We start from the raw sequence: 14,262 nt of genomic DNA, 5'->3' as shown, positions 1-14,262 counted from the left end.
GTGGAGAAGCGGCTGGGAATCAGCCGCCGAGCGCGTCTTCGAGGAAGGCTTCGAGCTGTGCGAGATGCTTCGACATCTGGCCCGTCGCAGGCGAAGCCGCTGCCGGCCGGCCCGTGTAACGAACGCGCTGATACTTCGCATCGATATGCGCCAGAACCCATTCCAGATACGGGTCGATGAACGACCACGCACCCATGTTCTTCGGCTCTTCCTGGCACCAGACCATTTCCGCGTTGCGGAAGCGGGAAAGCTCGTTGATCAGGGCCTTGGCCGGGAACGGATAAAGCTGTTCGATGCGCAACAGGTAGATGTCGTCGATGCCGCGCTTTTCGCGCTCCTCGAGAAGGTCGTAGTAGACCTTGCCGGTGCAGAGCACGACGCGACGAATCTTGGCATCCTTCTGCAGCTTGATCGGGCCGTCCTTGATGACCTCCGCATCGTCCCAGAGCAGGCGATGGAAGGAGGATTCGCCGGCCATTTCGGCAAGCGTCGAGGTAGCCCGCTTGTGGCGCAGCAGGGACTTCGGCGTCATCAGGATCAGCGGCTTGCGGAAGTCGCGCTTCGTCTGCCGGCGCAGGATGTGGAAATAGTTGGCCGGCGTCGTGACGTTGGCGACCTGCATGTTGTCTTCGGCGCACATCTGCAGCCAGCGCTCCAGGCGTGCCGAGGAATGTTCCGGACCCTGTCCTTCATAACCGTGCGGCAGAAGGCAGACGAGGCCGGACATGCGCAGCCACTTGCGTTCGCCCGACGAGATAAACTGGTCGAACACGACCTGCGCACCGTTGGCGAAGTCGCCGAACTGGGCTTCCCAGAGGGTCAGCGCGTTCGGGCGGGCAAGCGAATAGCCGTATTCGAAGCCGAGGACCGCCTCTTCCGAAAGCATCGAGTTGATGACTTCGTAACGGGCCTGGGTCGGCGCCAGGTTGGCGAGCGGAATGTAGCGCTCTTCGGTGTCCTGATCGTAGAGAACCGAGTGGCGCTGCGAGAACGTGCCGCGTTCGCAATCCTGGCCGGACAGGCGGATCTTGGTGCCTTCGACGGCGAGCGAACCGAAGGCCAGGGCTTCCGCCATGGCCCAGTCGATGCCTTCGCCGGTCTCGACCATCTGGGCGCGGTTTTCCATGAACCGCTTGATGGTGCGGTGAGCGTTGAAGCCTTCCGGAATGGTCGACAGCTTGCGGCCGATCTCGCGCAGTTCCTTCATCGGCATCGCGGTCTTGCCGCGGCGCTGTTCGTCGGCATTGTCGGCCGAGCGCAGGCCCGACCACTGGCCGTCCAGCCAGTCGGCCTTGTTCGGCTTGTAGCTCTGGCCGGCCTCGAACTCGGTTTCGAGATTGGCGCGCCAGTCGGCCTTCATCTTCTCGAATTCGCCGTCGGTGAGGAGAGCTTCGGCGATCAGGCGGTCGGCATAGATCTGCGCGACGGTCTTGTGGGCGCGGATGACCTTGTACATCTTCGGCTGCGTGAACGCCGGCTCGTCGCCTTCGTTATGGCCGAAGCGGCGGTAGCAGAACATGTCGATGACCACCGGCTTGTGGAACTTCATCCGGTATTCGGTCGCGATCTTGGCGGCGTAGACGACCGCTTCCGGATCGTCGCCGTTGACGTGGAAGATCGGCGCCTCGATCATCTTGGCGACGTCGGACGGGTAGGGCGACGAACGCGAGAAGGCCGGATTGGTGGTGAAGCCGATCTGGTTGTTGATGATGACGTGCATCGTGCCGGCGACGCGATGACCGCGCAGGCCCGAAAGGCCGAGGATTTCAGCCACAACGCCCTGGCCGGCGAAGGCCGCATCGCCGTGCAACAGCAGCGGCAGAACCTTGGAACGCTCCTTGAGGGGGATGATGTCGCCTTCCCAGACCTTGGCACGCATGTCCTGCTTGGCGCGCGCCTTGCCCATGACGACCGGGTTGACGATTTCCAGATGCGAAGGGTTGGCCGTAAGCGACAGGTGCACGGTGTTGCCGTCGAATTCGCGGTCAGAAGAAGCGCCGAGATGGTACTTCACGTCGCCCGAGCCTTCGACTTCGTCGGGCTTGAACGAACCGCCCTTGAACTCGTGGAACACTGCGCGGTGCGGCTTGCCCATGACGTTGGTCAGAACGTTCAGGCGGCCCCGGTGGGCCATGCCGACGATGACTTCTTCCAGGCCGTCCTGGCCGCCGCGCTTGATGATCTGTTCGAGCGCGGGGATCAGCGATTCGCCGCCGTCAAGGCCGAAGCGCTTGGTGCCCTTGAAGCGTACGTCCAGGAACTGTTCGTAACCTTCCGCTTCCACCAGCTTCTGAAGGATCGCCTTCTTGCCGTTGGCGGTGAATTCGACGCCCTTGCCGGGGCCCTCGATGCGCTCCTGGATCCAGGACTTCTCTTCCGGATTGGAGATATGCATGAATTCGACGCCCAGCGTCGAGCAATAGGTGCGCTCGAGGATCTCGATCATCTCGCGGAGCGTCGCGTATTCGAGGCCGAGCACGTTGTCGATGAAGATCTTGCGGTCGTAATCGGCTTCCGTGAAGCCGTAAGCCGTCGGCGAAAGCTCGTTATAGTCCTCGACCGCGCTGGCAATACCGAGCGGATCGAGCTTGGCATGCAGGTGGCCCCGCATGCGATAGGCGCGGATCATCATGATGGCGCGCACCGAATCCCGCGTCGCCTGCAGCACATCGGTTTCGTTGACCGGCTTGCCGGTCGCAACGGCGGCAGCTTCAGCCTTCGCCTTGACTTTGGTTTCGATCGCCTTTTCGACGATCGGCCAGTTGCCGTCGAGCGCCGAGACCAGCTCGCCATTGGCCGTGATCGGCCAGTTCTTGCGCTGCCAGGAGGCACCCTTCGCCGCCGCCTTCACATCGTCCGGATTGTCGGCGAGTGCCTTGAAGAAGGCCTGCCATTCCGGCGCGACGGATGTCGGATCGTCCTCGTAACGAGCATGAAGCTGCTCGATATAGGCCGCGTTCTGTCCGTCGAGGAAAGAGGTGATGAGGAACTGCTCGTTGGCTTCTTGCCGTGCCATGGTTATCTGCGGGCGCCGCGCCCGCCTCCTGACGTAATCGGAGCCGGAATATATCTCCGGCCTCCGCATTTTCTTGGTCTTCGTCTTGGTACCGAACCGCGCTTGGCGGTCACGCGTCTCCAGAAATTGAGAGACGCAAAACATGGACAGGCGAAACAATGTGGCGCTTCGCCTGTCCGAAGCTTGTCGGATCAATCGCCACCTATCTATCTAGGCGGCGAGTGTCCTTTATGTGGCGTCAGCCCTTGAGGACTTCAACCAAGGTCTTGCCGAGGCGGGCCGGAGACGGCGACACCTTGATGCCTGCCGATTCCATGGCCGCGATCTTCGATTCCGCATCGCCCTTGCCGCCGGAAACCACTGCACCGGCATGGCCCATCGTGCGGCCCTTCGGTGCGGTACGGCCTGCGATGAAGCCGGCCATCGGCTTGCTGCGACCCTTCTTGGCTTCGTCCTTCAGGAACTGAGCCGCATCTTCTTCAGCCGAACCGCCGATTTCGCCGATCATGATGATCGAGGTCGTGGCTTCGTCAGCGAGGAACATTTCCAGCACGTCGATGAACTCGGTGCCCTTGACCGGGTCGCCGCCGATGCCGACAGCGGTGGTCTGGCCGAGGCCTTCGTTCGAAGTCTGGAACACGGCCTCATAGGTCAGCGTGCCCGAGCGGGAAACGATGCCGACCGAACCCTTGCGGAAGATCGAGCCCGGCATGATGCCGATCTTGCATTCTTCCGGGGTCAGGATGCCCGGGCAGTTGGGGCCGAGCAGACGCGACTTGGAACGGTCGAGGCGAGCCTTGACGCGGACCATGTCCATGACCGGGATGCCTTCGGTGATGCAGGTGATGAAGGGAACTTCGGCTTCGATCGCTTCGATGATCGCGTCCGCGGCGCCTGCCGGCGGAACGTAGATCACGGTCGCGTCGGCGCCGGTCCGTTCCCTGGCTTCGGCAACCGAAGTGAAGATCGGCAGCGCCGTACCGTCGACGCCGGACGACCACGATTCGCCGCCCTTCTTGGGATGAACGCCGCCCACCATCTTGGTGCCGTAGTAGCCAAGCGCCTGTTCCGTGTGGAAGGTGCCGGTCTTCCCGGTCAGGCCCTGGACGATGACCTTCGTGTCTTTGTTAACGAGAATAGACATTGATTCCGGTCCTTCCAGGTTAGGCTTCGATCGCCGCGACGATCTTCTTCGCCGCGTCGTCAAGATCGTCAGCCGCAGTGATCGCGAGACCGGACTCATTGAGGATTTTCTTGCCGAGTTCGACATTGGTGCCTTCGAGGCGCACCACCAACGGAACCTTCAAGCCGACTTCCTGAACCGCGGCGACAACGCCTTCGGCGATGACGTCGCAGCGCATGATGCCGCCGAAGATGTTGACGAGGATGCCCTCGACCTTCGGGTCCGCGGTGATGATCTTGAAGGCCGCAGCCACCTTCTCCTTGCCGGCGCCGCCGCCGACGTCGCAGAAGTTAGCCGGTTCCTTGCCGTAGAGCTTGATGATGTCCATCGTCGCCATGGCGAGACCGGCACCGTTGACCATGCAGCCGATATTGCCGTCGAGCGCGACATAGGCGAGGTCCCACTTGGAGGCTTCGATTTCCTTGGCGTCTTCTTCGGTCTCGTCGCGCAGCGCCTTGACGTCGTCGTGACGGAAGAGCGCGTTGCCGTCGAACGACATCTTCGCGTCGAGAACGCGCAAGTGGCCGTTCTTCATGACGATCAGCGGGTTGATCTCGAGAAGGGCCATGTCCTTCTCGTTGAAGGCCTTGTAGAGCAGCGGGAAGAGCGACTTGGCATCTTCGCCGGCAGCGCCGTCGAGTTCCAGAGCCTTGGAGATCGCGGCGATGTCCGCAGCCGTCACGCCGGCTTCCGGATCGATGGCGATCGTCTGGATCTTCTCAGGCGTGTCGTGGGCAACGGCTTCGATGTCCATGCCGCCTTCGGTCGAAACCACGAATGCGACGCGGCCGACCGAGCGGTCCACCAGCAGCGAGCAATAGAGTTCGCGGGCAATGTCGGCGCCGTCTTCGATATAGAGGCGGTTGACCTGCTTGCCGGCTTCGCCGGTCTGCGCGGTCACCAGCGTGTTGCCGAGCATTTCCTTGGCATGCGCCTTGGCTTCCTCGATCGAGAAGGCGAGGCGAACGCCGCCCTTGGCGTCGGGGCCGAGTTCCTTGAACTTGCCCTTGCCGCGGCCGCCCGCATGGATCTGGCTCTTGACGACGTAAAGCGGACCCGGCAGCGACTTCGCAGCAGCCTCGGCCTCGTCAGCCTTGAGGATCGCGACACCTTCCGCAACCGGCGCGCCATAGCCCTTCAGCAGAGCCTTGGCCTGATATTCATGAATGTTCATGGGTTTATCCCTGTTTCGATGACTTCAGCGCGTCAATTACTTGAGAGCCGGGGCGATGTTGATGCAGGCTTCGCAGAGGCCGGCAACGGCGCCGACGGACTTCTGGAAGGCGGCTTCTTCGTCCTTGTTGAACTCGACCTCGATGATGCGCTCGACGCCACCGGCGCCGATGATCGTCGGAACGCCGACATACATGTCCTTCACGCCGTACTGGCCGGAGAGATAGGCGGCAGCCGGCAGAACGCGCTTCTTGTCCTTGAGGAAGGACTCGGCCATTTCGATCGCCGAGGCGGCCGGCGCGTAATAGGCCGAACCGGTCTTCAGGAGGCCGACGATTTCGGCGCCGCCGTCACGGGTGCGCTGGATGATTTCTTCGAGACGTTCCTTGGTGACCCAGCCCATCTTGACGAGGTCGGTGAGCGGTACGCCGCCGACGGTCGAATAACGGGCGAGCGGCACCATCGTGTCGCCATGGCCGCCGAGAACGAAGGCGGTGACGTCCTGGACGGAAACGTTGAATTCTTCGGAAAGGAAGAGGCGGAAGCGGGCGCTGTCGAGCACGCCGGCCATGCCGACGACCATGTTCTTCGGCAGGCCCGAGAATTTCTGGAGAGCCCAGACCATCGCGTCGAGCGGGTTGGTGATGCAGATCACGAAGGCGTTCGGGGCATATTTCTTGATGCCGGCGCCGACCTGTTCCATGACCTTCAAGTTGATGCCGAGCAGGTCGTCGCGGCTCATGCCCGGCTTGCGGGCGACGCCGGCGGTGACGATGCAGACATCGGCGCCTTCGATAGCCGCGTAGTCGCTGGCGCCGGAAAGCTTGGCATTGAAGCCCTCGACCGGGCCGGACTGGGCGATATCGAGGCCTTTGCCCTGCGGGATGCCGTCAGCGATGTCGAAGAGGACGATGTCGCCCAATTCCTTCAGGCTGGCGAGATGCGCCAGCGTTCCACCGATCATGCCAGAACCAATAAGTGCGATCTTCTTGCGCGCCATCGAAAAGCTTCCTTTCGAGATCCGAATCCATGGCAGACTACGGCTCGCCTACCAACGTGCCAGACCGCATACCGCCATCCGCCTGAAATGGCAATCGATTATTTCCGGCCCAACTTTTTCAATCGGTTAGATGTTAAAACTCTTACGTAAACGTAAGATTTTCTGTCACCAAACCGTTAAAGTTGGCGGCGCTTTTCCTGGTGCAGTGCAAGATAGTCCGGGCTGCGCATCTCAAAAAGACGCGAGACGGTGCGGTCGAACTCGAAGCCTTCTGTGCCTTTTCGCTCCAGGAGGATATCTTCCGGCGCGGTCGCCGCGGAAATGTAGAGCCGGACCGCGTGGTCGTAGAGCGCATCGACGAGGTTGATCAGCCGCTTGGTTTCGTTGCGCTTCTCCGGCCCGAGCTGCGGAACGCGCTCGACGAAGATTGCGTCGAAGCGAGCGGCGAGCGCCAGATAGTCCGACGCCCCGAGCGGCTTGCCGCAGATGTCCTTGAAATCGAAGCGCGCCGCCCGCCCGGCGACGGAGGGCACGTGGATGCTGCGGCCCTTCATGGGAATCTCGGCAGGCGCCGCCTTCTTGCCTTCGGTCACCTGGTGCCAGGCGGATTCCATCGCGGCGTCGGCGCGCGCATCGAGCGGCGTCACGTAGACCGGCAGGCTTGCTTGCTTCTGCATGCGGTAGTCGTTGGGCGAGTCGAGGGTGACCACGTCCACGTAGCGGTTGAGAAGCGCGACGAACGGCAGGAACAGCCCGCGGTTCAGCCCGTCCCTGTAAAGATCGCCGGGGGCCACGTTGGAGGTCGCGACCAGCACGCAGCCGAGCCCGAACAGCTCCGTGAACAGCCGCGCCAGGATCATCGCATCGGTGATGTCGGTGACCGAGAATTCGTCGAAGCAGAGAAGCTCGGCCTCCGCAAAGAGAGCGGCAGCGACCGGCGGCACGGGATCGGCCTGCTTGGTCTCGCCGCGCTTCAGCTTCTGGCGATGGTCGTGAATGCGGTTATGCACATCCGCCATGAACTCGTGGAAATGCGCCCGGCGCTTCTTTGTCGTCGGCGCCTTCTTGAAGAACATGTCCATCAGCATGGTCTTGCCGCGACCAACGCTGCCATGCACGTAAAGCCCGCGGATTTCGCGCGGCCGCCCGCCGCCCTTGGCGAAAAGCCAGCCGAGCGCGCTCTTCTTCTTGGCAGGTCCCGTCTCGCGAAGGCAGGTCAGCAGATGGTCGAGCTTGACGGCAACCGCCAGCTGGGCTGCGTCAGCGGTCAGCACACCCGACACGGTCAAAGCCTTCAGCTCCTCGCCGACGCTCGTCGTGTATTCGGGAATGGGTTCCAACCGGACGCCCTCGATACTGCGGGGAACCGCTTAGCGGCTGAGGCTGACCGGCTGGCCGGAGTTCATCGTACCGTCGAAGCGGTTCTCGGCGCTCTTGTAGACGCGTCCGATCACGTCGCCGGCCCGGTTCTTGAACTGGACCATCTTGCCCGACACGTCCCAGGAGCCCATCGCCGTCAGTTCGCCGGCACAGCCGCGGGTACCGCCGCGCGAACCGCCGCCGAGATTGGTGAGTGTCAGGAACATGTCGCAGGACGAACCGGAATTGGACACACGCCAGTTGCCGACCATCGCTTCCTTCTTGATGTCGAGCGCAGTCGCAGGCGGTGCGGCATTGGCCGACGCCATGGCAGGATTTGCGCCGGGCGCGCTCGGGAACTGGGAGGAACCGGCAGTGCCGGGAGGCGGCGGCAGCTGGCCGCCCTGAACGGACGGCACGGGCTGCGCCTGAAGCGGCGCCGGCTGAGAGGGTTGGGCGGGCAGATCACTATAGGGGCTATAGGAGGTGCGCTGGCAACCGGCCAGTGCCAAGGCAAGAACAAGTCCCGTCGCCACGTATCTGAACTGCATCATCTAACTCCTGCTTTCAGCTTGACCCGCCACCGATGCCACTGAATTGAGACCGAATTACCGTAAACCACCGTGGTTAATCAAGTCGTACTGGAACAATTCGGCATGGCTGACCAAGAAGAATGCTGCAATGCATCCGGTCCCGCCGACGCGAGGACCGAATGAGGCATCAAATGTCGAGAACGCCTCAGACGCGGCGCTCGACCATCATCTTCTTGATTTCAGCGATTGCCTTGGCCGGATTCAGGCCCTTGGGGCAGGTCTGGGCGCAGTTCATGATCGTGTGGCAGCGATAGAGCCGGAAGGGATCCTCGAGATTGTCGAGGCGCTCGCCCTTGGCTTCGTCGCGGCTATCGATCAGCCAGCGATAGGCCTGCAGCAAGGTGGCCGGGCCGAGGTAACGGTCGCCGTTCCACCAGTAGCTCGGACAGGAGGTGGAGCAGCAGGCGCACAGGATGCACTCGTAGAGGCCGTCGAGCTTCTGGCGGTCCTCGTGGCTCTGCTTCCATTCCTTGGCCGGCGGCGGCGAAACCGTCTTCAGCCAGGGCTCGATCGAGCGGTGCTGGGCGTAGAAGTTGGTGAGGTCCGGAACCAGGTCCTTGACCACAGGCATATGCGGCAGCGGATAGACCTTCACGGTGCCCTTCACGTCGTCCATGCCCTTGGTGCAGGCGAGCGTGTTGGTGCCGTCGATGTTCATGGCGCAGGAGCCGCAGATGCCCTCGCGACAGGAGCGGCGCAGCGTCAGCGTCGGGTCGATATTGTTCTTGATGTAGAGCAGACCGTCGAGAACCATCGGGCCGCAATCGTCGACATCGATATAATAGGTGTCGATGCGCGGGTTCTGGCCGTCATCCGGGTTCCAGCGGTAGATGCGGAATTCCCGGACGTTCTTGGCACCCGCCGGCTTCGGCCAGGTCTTGCCTTCGGTCATCTGAGAGTTCTTGGGAAGAGCGAGTTCAACCATGGTCCAGTTCCCTCAGATCAGTAAACGCGTGCCTTCGGCTCGATCTTGTACGGATCGATGCCTTCGGCGATGAGCTCGGTGTGAACCGGGCGATAGTCGAGCTTGACGTCGCCGTTGTCGCTGACCCAGGCAAGCGTATGCTTGCGCCAGTTCTCGTCGTCGCGGCCGCCGAACGGGCCGGACGTGTAGTCCTCGCGGGCGTGGGAGCCACGGCTTTCCTTGCGGGCTTCCGCGCCGACCACGGTGGCGATCGCGTTTGCCATCAGGTTTTCGAGTTCCAGCGTCTCGACCAGGTCCGAATTCCAGATCATCGAACGGTCGGTGACCTTGATGTCCTTCAGCTCGCCCCAGATCGCCGACATGCGCTTGCAGCCCGATTCCAGCGATTCCTGCGTGCGGAACACGGCGGCGTCATCCTGCATGGTGCGCTGCATCTTGTCGCGCAGCACCGCGGTCGGCGTGCCGCCATTGGCGTTCCGCAGGCGGTCGAAGCGTTCCATGATCTTGTCGCAGGCGGCGATGTTGAGCGCTGGGATCGGCTCGGCCTTGTTGATCACCTCGCCGGCGCGGATCGCCGCGGCGCGGCCGAAGACCACGAGGTCGATCAGCGAGTTGGAGCCGAGGCGGTTGGCGCCGTGAACCGAAGCGCAGCCCGCTTCGCCGACGGCCATCAGGCCGGGCAGCAGGCGTTCCGGATTGTTGCTGTCGGCGTTGAGCACTTCACCCCAGAAATTGGTCGGGATGCCGCCCATGTTGTAATGCACGGTGGGCAGGACCGGGATCGGCTCCCGCGTCACGTCGACGCCCGCAAAGATCTTGGCGCTCTCGGAAATACCCGGCAGGCGTTCGTGCAGAACGGCCGGATCGAGATGGTCGAGATGCAGGAAGATGTGGTCCTTGTTCTTGCCGACGCCGCGGCCTTCGCGGATTTCCAGCGTCATGCAGCGCGAGACGACGTCGCGGGAAGCGAGGTCCTTCGCCGACGGCGCGTAACGCTCCATGAAGCGCTCGCCCTCGGAATTGACGAGGTAACCGCCTTCGCCGCGTGCGCCTTCGGTGATCAGACAGCCGGAGCCGTAGATGCCGGTCGGGTGGAACTGCACGAATTCCATGTCCTGCAGAGGCAGGCCGGCGCGAGCCACCATGCCGCCGCCGTCGCCGGTGCAGGTATGGGCAGACGTTGCCGAGAAATAGGCGCGGCCGTAACCGCCGGTCGCCAGCACCACCATCTTGGCGGCAAAGCGATGGATGGTGCCGTCGTCGAGGTTCCAGGCGACGACGCCGGTGCAGCGTCCGTCGTCAGACATGATCAGGTCGAGCGCGAAATATTCGATGAAGAATTCCGCGTTGTTCTTCAGCGACTGGCCGTAAAGCGTGTGCAGGATGGCGTGGCCGGTGCGGTCTGCCGCAGCGCAGGTACGCTGCACCGGAGGGCCGGCGCCAAAGTTCTGCATGTGGCCGCCGAACGGGCGCTGGTAGATCTTGCCTTCTTCGTTACGGGAGAAGGGCACGCCGTAGTGCTCGAGTTCGTAGACGGCCTTCGGCGCTTCCATGACCATGTACTGCATGGCATCGACGTCGCCAAGCCAGTCGGAACCCTTGACGGTGTCGTAGAGGTGCCACTGCCAGCTATCCGGCGTCATGTTCTGCAGCGAGGCGGCGATGCCGCCCTGGGCGGCCACGGTGTGCGAGCGGGTCGGGAAGACCTTGGTGATGCAGGCGGTCTTGAAACCCTGTTCGGCCATGCCGAGCGTGGCGCGCAGGCCGGCGCCGCCGGCGCCGACGACGATCACGTCATAGGAATGGTCGACATAGGTATAGGCCTTGCCGTTCTGGGCGATGGGGGTGACGGATGCCATGACGGGGTTATCCTGCAAATGCGATTTTCAGGACGGCGAAAAGACAGAGGCCGCCCACCGCGAGGGAAAAGAAGGCGTTGAGGATCAGAAGAACGATCTTCGTGATTTCGGAATGGATATAGTCCTGGATGATCTCTTCCATGCCGAGACGCATGTGGATGATGCTGGCGATGACCGTCAGCCCGTTGATCGTCGCGACGAAGGGATTGGCGAGCGCGCCGACCACTTCGGCATAAGGCCTGCCGCCATAGGCGATCAGGAAGACGACATAGAAGAGGAGAAGCGGGACGAGGGCGAGCGACGTGGTCCGAACACGCCAGAAATGCTCCGTGCCGCTCTTGGCCGAGCCGAGGCCGCGAACTTTTCCGAGAGGAGTGCGCATATCCATGATCGATCCCCTCAGCGAACGATGAGCACGATCGCCCAGACCAGAACGGTCAGCGCGATGGAAGCCACGAGATTGGCCTTGGCGAGCATGGTCGAGAATTCCTTCTCGAACCCGTAGCCGATATCCCACATGATGTGGCGCAGGCCGCCGAGCAGATGGTGAAGAAGGGCCCAGGTATAACCGAACAGGACGATCTGGCCGATGATCGAGCCGAACAGCCAGTTGACCTGGTTGAAATACTCCTCGCCGGACGCGGCCGCGATCAGCCAGGCGGCGACCAGCAGCGTGCCGAAGTAAAGCGCCGCACCGGTTATGCGGTGAACGATCGACATCGCCATGGTGGGAATAAATTTGTAGATTTGAAGATGCGGCGACAGGGGCCGGTTATTTGTCACATTCGCCATCAGAACCTCGCGGCGTCGTATGCGGTATCAAGAGCGGGTGCCCGGCAATGCACGCGATGCCGAAGAAATGTGCATTGCATCATTGGCGTGGTTTAATCGTACGAATGTCGGACGACAAGAACAATTCAAACGGATTTCCAATTTAATCGATTGTGGCTTTCTCGGGGCTGATGCGGTTCAAACCCGGCTGTCACATTAACTACACTTTCGAAAGATTTCGTTGCCGTCGGGACGGGAGGAGCCGTTTTATGATAACGTTTCGTTAATCATATCCTCCGGAGTTTCGCCATGATCGCGAATCGCATCAAGCCTGTCCTGGTCGCCGCGGCGTTTTTTGCGTCGCTCGCATCCGCCACGAACGCCCGCGACGGCCGGAGCGATGCCGACAGCAGCGTCTACCGGCTGGCAGGCAATCGCTGGACGGAACGGGAGGACCGCGCGCCGGACGTGGAAAGCTTCCGCGTCTTCTATACCGGCACGGCATCCTTCGTCCGCCGGCTCGGCATTTTCAGCGGGCCGCTGCAGGCTCCCCCGATCCCCGATTTCGGTATCCATTTCGCGCGCTATTTTTCGGAAGACTACTGGTGGGCGGAGCAAGGCCGCGTGGTGCTCGCGCCCAAGGCCAAGATCATCGATGTCGACAGCGGCCTGCGCGGCTTCGGAAACGCCTGCTCCTACGAAGCCGGCGTCTGCGTCATCCGCGGCGGGAATTGAGGGGCTGAGACGAGTTCAGCGGCGTGATCGCAGCATGAGCCACCGCAAATCGTTTCACGATGTACGGACGTCGTATTGAAGGCGATTGCCTTCGATTTCCAGCTGATGGGCTGCCGCCCAATGGGCAAGCTGATGCGCGGTCTCCGCCAGCGAGTGCCCGAGCGGCGTCAAAGTGTATTCGACCTGCGGCGGGGTGCTGTGGTGAACGGTACGTTCGACCATACCGTCGCGCTCAAGCGTCTTGAGTGTCCGCGTCAGCATCTGCTGTGAAATACCGCTGACATACCGCTTGATCCCGTTGAAACGTCGTGAACCCGACATCAATGCAACGACGACCTGGATCGTCCATTTGTCACCCACCCGGCTTAGAATCTCGCTGACAGCTTTGCAGTCGGCTCCTGCCGGCTTGGTGGTCACATCCATCTGACCAGCTCCTAAAAATATGCTTTTGACGGGGATTATTTGGTCACATAAATGGCTGTGGTCAACATTGTAGACCTTCCCCCGCTAAATCATTGCTGAGGCAGGCCTATCGCAAGGAGACCACCATGAACCTTTTCTACTACCCTGCGGCCTGCAGCCTGGCCGATCATATCGCCCTCATCGAGACCGGAACTGCCTACAAGCTCCTCAGCATAAACCGTGAAAAGAAGACCGAGGACGGCCGAGATTTCTTGTCGATCAACCCGAAGGGCTACATCCCGACCCTTGAGCTCGATGACGGAACGATCCTGACGGAAAACCAGGTCATCCTGAACTATATTGCCGAACAGAGCGGCAAGCTTCTGCCAGAAGGCGGCATTGCCCGGTGGCGGACGCTGGAGGCACTCGCCTTCATGTCGTCCGAAATCCATGCGAACTATGTCCCCTTCTTCAAGGACTTCCCGGAACCGGAGAAGGTGCGTGCCTGCGAAAAGCTTGCGAAAGCCTTCACCATCCTTGCCGACCAGATGGGCGACAGGAAATTCCTGATCAGCGACGAGATGACGATTGCCGACTGCTATTTGTTCTGGGTTCTGATGGTTGCGCCCAGGAGCGGCGTCGAACTGCCGGCTCGCCTGCGCAACTGCTTCGCGCATATGAAGATGCGTCCGTCTGTGATCCAGGCGTTCGCCGAGGAGGGATTGGCCTGATCACCCGGCGATAAAGCAAATCGGCAGCACAAGCTCCGCACCAACTACCCAAACCGCCAGACGGTCGTCGTCTTCACCTCGCTGTCTTCCAGCGCCCGGGTGACCGGCACCTGATAGACCGCCAGCGACTTGAGCCTGTCCTTCGGAAGGTAGCTGCGGCCGGGATCGCCGACCAGAACCAGCTTTCCCTCACCCGCGAGCCGCGTGAACCAGGGGATCAACGCGGCCGCAAAATCACGGTCGTAGAAAACATCGCCGGCCAGGATGACATCCGCCTCGACAGCCTTGCCGATCTGGTCGTCGGCGGTGGAGCGCATCGCCACCACGTTCTCGGCAGCATTCAGCGCTATGGCGCTCGCAGCCCAGGGATCGATATCCGCGGCCAGCACCTCGGCGGCGCCGGCGAGCCGGGCGGCAATCGCCACCAGACCGGAGCCGCTGGCGAAATCCAGCACCTCTTTGCCCGCGACCGTTTCCGGATGATCGAGGATATAACGCGCAAGCCCCTGCCCGCC

General features: G+C 61.9%; 14 protein-coding genes. 2 read left to right on the top strand and 12 right to left on the bottom strand.

The window, feature by feature from the left end; translation table 11 throughout:
• Window positions 1–19 precede the first annotated feature (19 nt).
• From C5J22_RS23715 to sdhC, 10 genes are all read right to left on the bottom strand, one after another.
• Window positions 20–3,016 (bottom strand): 2-oxoglutarate dehydrogenase E1 component, encoded by a 2,997-nt coding sequence (locus tag C5J22_RS23715; protein WP_105440346.1) that lies wholly within the window; start codon window positions 3,014–3,016, stop codon window positions 20–22.
• A gap of 238 nt (window positions 3,017–3,254) precedes the next feature.
• Window positions 3,255–4,160, bottom strand: a complete 906-nt coding sequence (gene sucD, locus C5J22_RS23710; protein WP_046665078.1) for a succinate--CoA ligase subunit alpha — start codon at window positions 4,158–4,160, stop codon at window positions 3,255–3,257.
• A 19-nt stretch (window positions 4,161–4,179) separates the two neighbouring features.
• A complete protein-coding gene (gene sucC / locus C5J22_RS23705) occupies window positions 4,180–5,373 on the bottom strand; it encodes an ADP-forming succinate--CoA ligase subunit beta (protein WP_046665079.1) in 1,194 nt (397 codons plus the stop codon).
• 36 nt (window positions 5,374–5,409) lie between these two features.
• Complete coding sequence (mdh, locus tag C5J22_RS23700; protein WP_007757753.1) at window positions 5,410–6,372, bottom strand: malate dehydrogenase; 963 nt, start codon at window positions 6,370–6,372, stop codon at window positions 5,410–5,412.
• Between the two features lie 176 nt (window positions 6,373–6,548).
• On the bottom strand, window positions 6,549–7,712 hold the full coding sequence (gene zapE, locus C5J22_RS23695) for a cell division protein ZapE (RefSeq protein ID WP_105440255.1): 1,164 nt from the start codon (window positions 7,710–7,712) through the stop codon (window positions 6,549–6,551).
• Window positions 7,713–7,742: 30 nt separating this feature from the next.
• Window positions 7,743–8,282: a protease inhibitor Inh/omp19 family protein gene (locus tag C5J22_RS23690; RefSeq protein ID WP_046637470.1), complete on the bottom strand. Its 540-nt coding sequence runs from the start codon at window positions 8,280–8,282 to the stop codon at window positions 7,743–7,745.
• A 187-nt stretch (window positions 8,283–8,469) separates the two neighbouring features.
• A complete protein-coding gene (locus tag C5J22_RS23685; RefSeq protein WP_007757759.1) occupies window positions 8,470–9,249 on the bottom strand; it encodes a succinate dehydrogenase iron-sulfur subunit in 780 nt (259 codons plus the stop codon).
• Between the two features lie 17 nt (window positions 9,250–9,266).
• A complete protein-coding gene (gene sdhA, locus C5J22_RS23680) occupies window positions 9,267–11,108 on the bottom strand; it encodes a succinate dehydrogenase flavoprotein subunit (protein ID WP_105425954.1) in 1,842 nt (613 codons plus the stop codon).
• Window positions 11,109–11,115: 7 nt separating this feature from the next.
• The gene (gene sdhD / locus C5J22_RS23675; protein ID WP_105404581.1) at window positions 11,116–11,496 is read right to left on the bottom strand and encodes a succinate dehydrogenase, hydrophobic membrane anchor protein; all 381 of its coding nucleotides are present in this window, start codon (window positions 11,494–11,496) and stop codon (window positions 11,116–11,118) included.
• 11 nt (window positions 11,497–11,507) lie between these two features.
• Window positions 11,508–11,900: a succinate dehydrogenase, cytochrome b556 subunit gene (gene sdhC / locus C5J22_RS23670; protein WP_046637443.1), complete on the bottom strand. Its 393-nt coding sequence runs from the start codon at window positions 11,898–11,900 to the stop codon at window positions 11,508–11,510.
• Between the two features lie 288 nt (window positions 11,901–12,188).
• On the opposite strand from sdhC, the gene C5J22_RS23665 reads away from it, so the two are divergent.
• The gene (locus C5J22_RS23665; RefSeq protein WP_105440254.1) at window positions 12,189–12,614 is read left to right on the top strand and encodes a hypothetical protein; all 426 of its coding nucleotides are present in this window, start codon (window positions 12,189–12,191) and stop codon (window positions 12,612–12,614) included.
• 54 nt (window positions 12,615–12,668) lie between these two features.
• Here the strand turns inward: C5J22_RS23665 and C5J22_RS23660 are convergent, their stop codons facing one another.
• Entirely contained in the window at window positions 12,669–13,037 is a 369-nt protein-coding gene (locus C5J22_RS23660) for a helix-turn-helix domain-containing protein (RefSeq protein WP_105422611.1), read from the bottom strand.
• Window positions 13,038–13,162: 125 nt separating this feature from the next.
• Here C5J22_RS23660 and C5J22_RS23655 point away from each other — a divergent pair, with 125 nt between their 5' ends.
• Window positions 13,163–13,747, top strand: a complete 585-nt coding sequence (locus C5J22_RS23655) for a glutathione S-transferase N-terminal domain-containing protein (protein WP_105440253.1) — start codon at window positions 13,163–13,165, stop codon at window positions 13,745–13,747.
• A 44-nt stretch (window positions 13,748–13,791) separates the two neighbouring features.
• Here C5J22_RS23655 and C5J22_RS23650 read toward each other — a convergent pair.
• A partial coding sequence (locus C5J22_RS23650) for a methyltransferase (protein WP_105440252.1) occupies window positions 13,792–14,262 on the bottom strand: 471 nt, incomplete at its 5' end.

It is taken from the genome of Neorhizobium sp. T25_13 (genome assembly GCF_002968675.1).
Lineage (GTDB): Bacteria > Pseudomonadota > Alphaproteobacteria > Rhizobiales > Rhizobiaceae > Neorhizobium > Neorhizobium tomejilense.
This window is presented reverse-complemented; position numbering and strand designations above follow the sequence as displayed.

Excerpts from the sequence above, each read along its gene's own strand:
- C5J22_RS23715 (WP_105440346.1), bottom strand. The coding sequence starts at position 3,016 with ATGGCACGGCAAGAAGCCAACGAGCAGTTCCTCATCACCTCTTTCCTC.
- sucD (WP_046665078.1), bottom strand. The coding sequence starts at position 4,160 with ATGTCTATTCTCGTTAACAAAGACACGAAGGTCATCGTCCAGGGCCTG.
- sucC (WP_046665079.1), bottom strand. The coding sequence starts at position 5,373 with ATGAACATTCATGAATATCAGGCCAAGGCTCTGCTGAAGGGCTATGGC.
- mdh (WP_007757753.1), bottom strand. The coding sequence starts at position 6,372 with ATGGCGCGCAAGAAGATCGCACTTATTGGTTCTGGCATGATCGGTGGA.
- C5J22_RS23690 (WP_046637470.1), bottom strand. The coding sequence starts at position 8,282 with ATGCAGTTCAGATACGTGGCGACGGGACTTGTTCTTGCCTTGGCACTG.
- C5J22_RS23685 (WP_007757759.1), bottom strand. The coding sequence starts at position 9,249 with ATGGTTGAACTCGCTCTTCCCAAGAACTCTCAGATGACCGAAGGCAAG.
- sdhA (WP_105425954.1), bottom strand. The coding sequence starts at position 11,108 with ATGGCATCCGTCACCCCCATCGCCCAGAACGGCAAGGCCTATACCTAT.
- sdhD (WP_105404581.1), bottom strand. The coding sequence starts at position 11,496 with ATGGATATGCGCACTCCTCTCGGAAAAGTTCGCGGCCTCGGCTCGGCC.
- sdhC (WP_046637443.1), bottom strand. The coding sequence starts at position 11,900 with ATGGCGAATGTGACAAATAACCGGCCCCTGTCGCCGCATCTTCAAATC.
- C5J22_RS23665 (WP_105440254.1), top strand. The coding sequence starts at position 12,189 with ATGATCGCGAATCGCATCAAGCCTGTCCTGGTCGCCGCGGCGTTTTTT.
- C5J22_RS23660 (WP_105422611.1), bottom strand. The coding sequence starts at position 13,037 with ATGGATGTGACCACCAAGCCGGCAGGAGCCGACTGCAAAGCTGTCAGC.
- C5J22_RS23655 (WP_105440253.1), top strand. The coding sequence starts at position 13,163 with ATGAACCTTTTCTACTACCCTGCGGCCTGCAGCCTGGCCGATCATATC.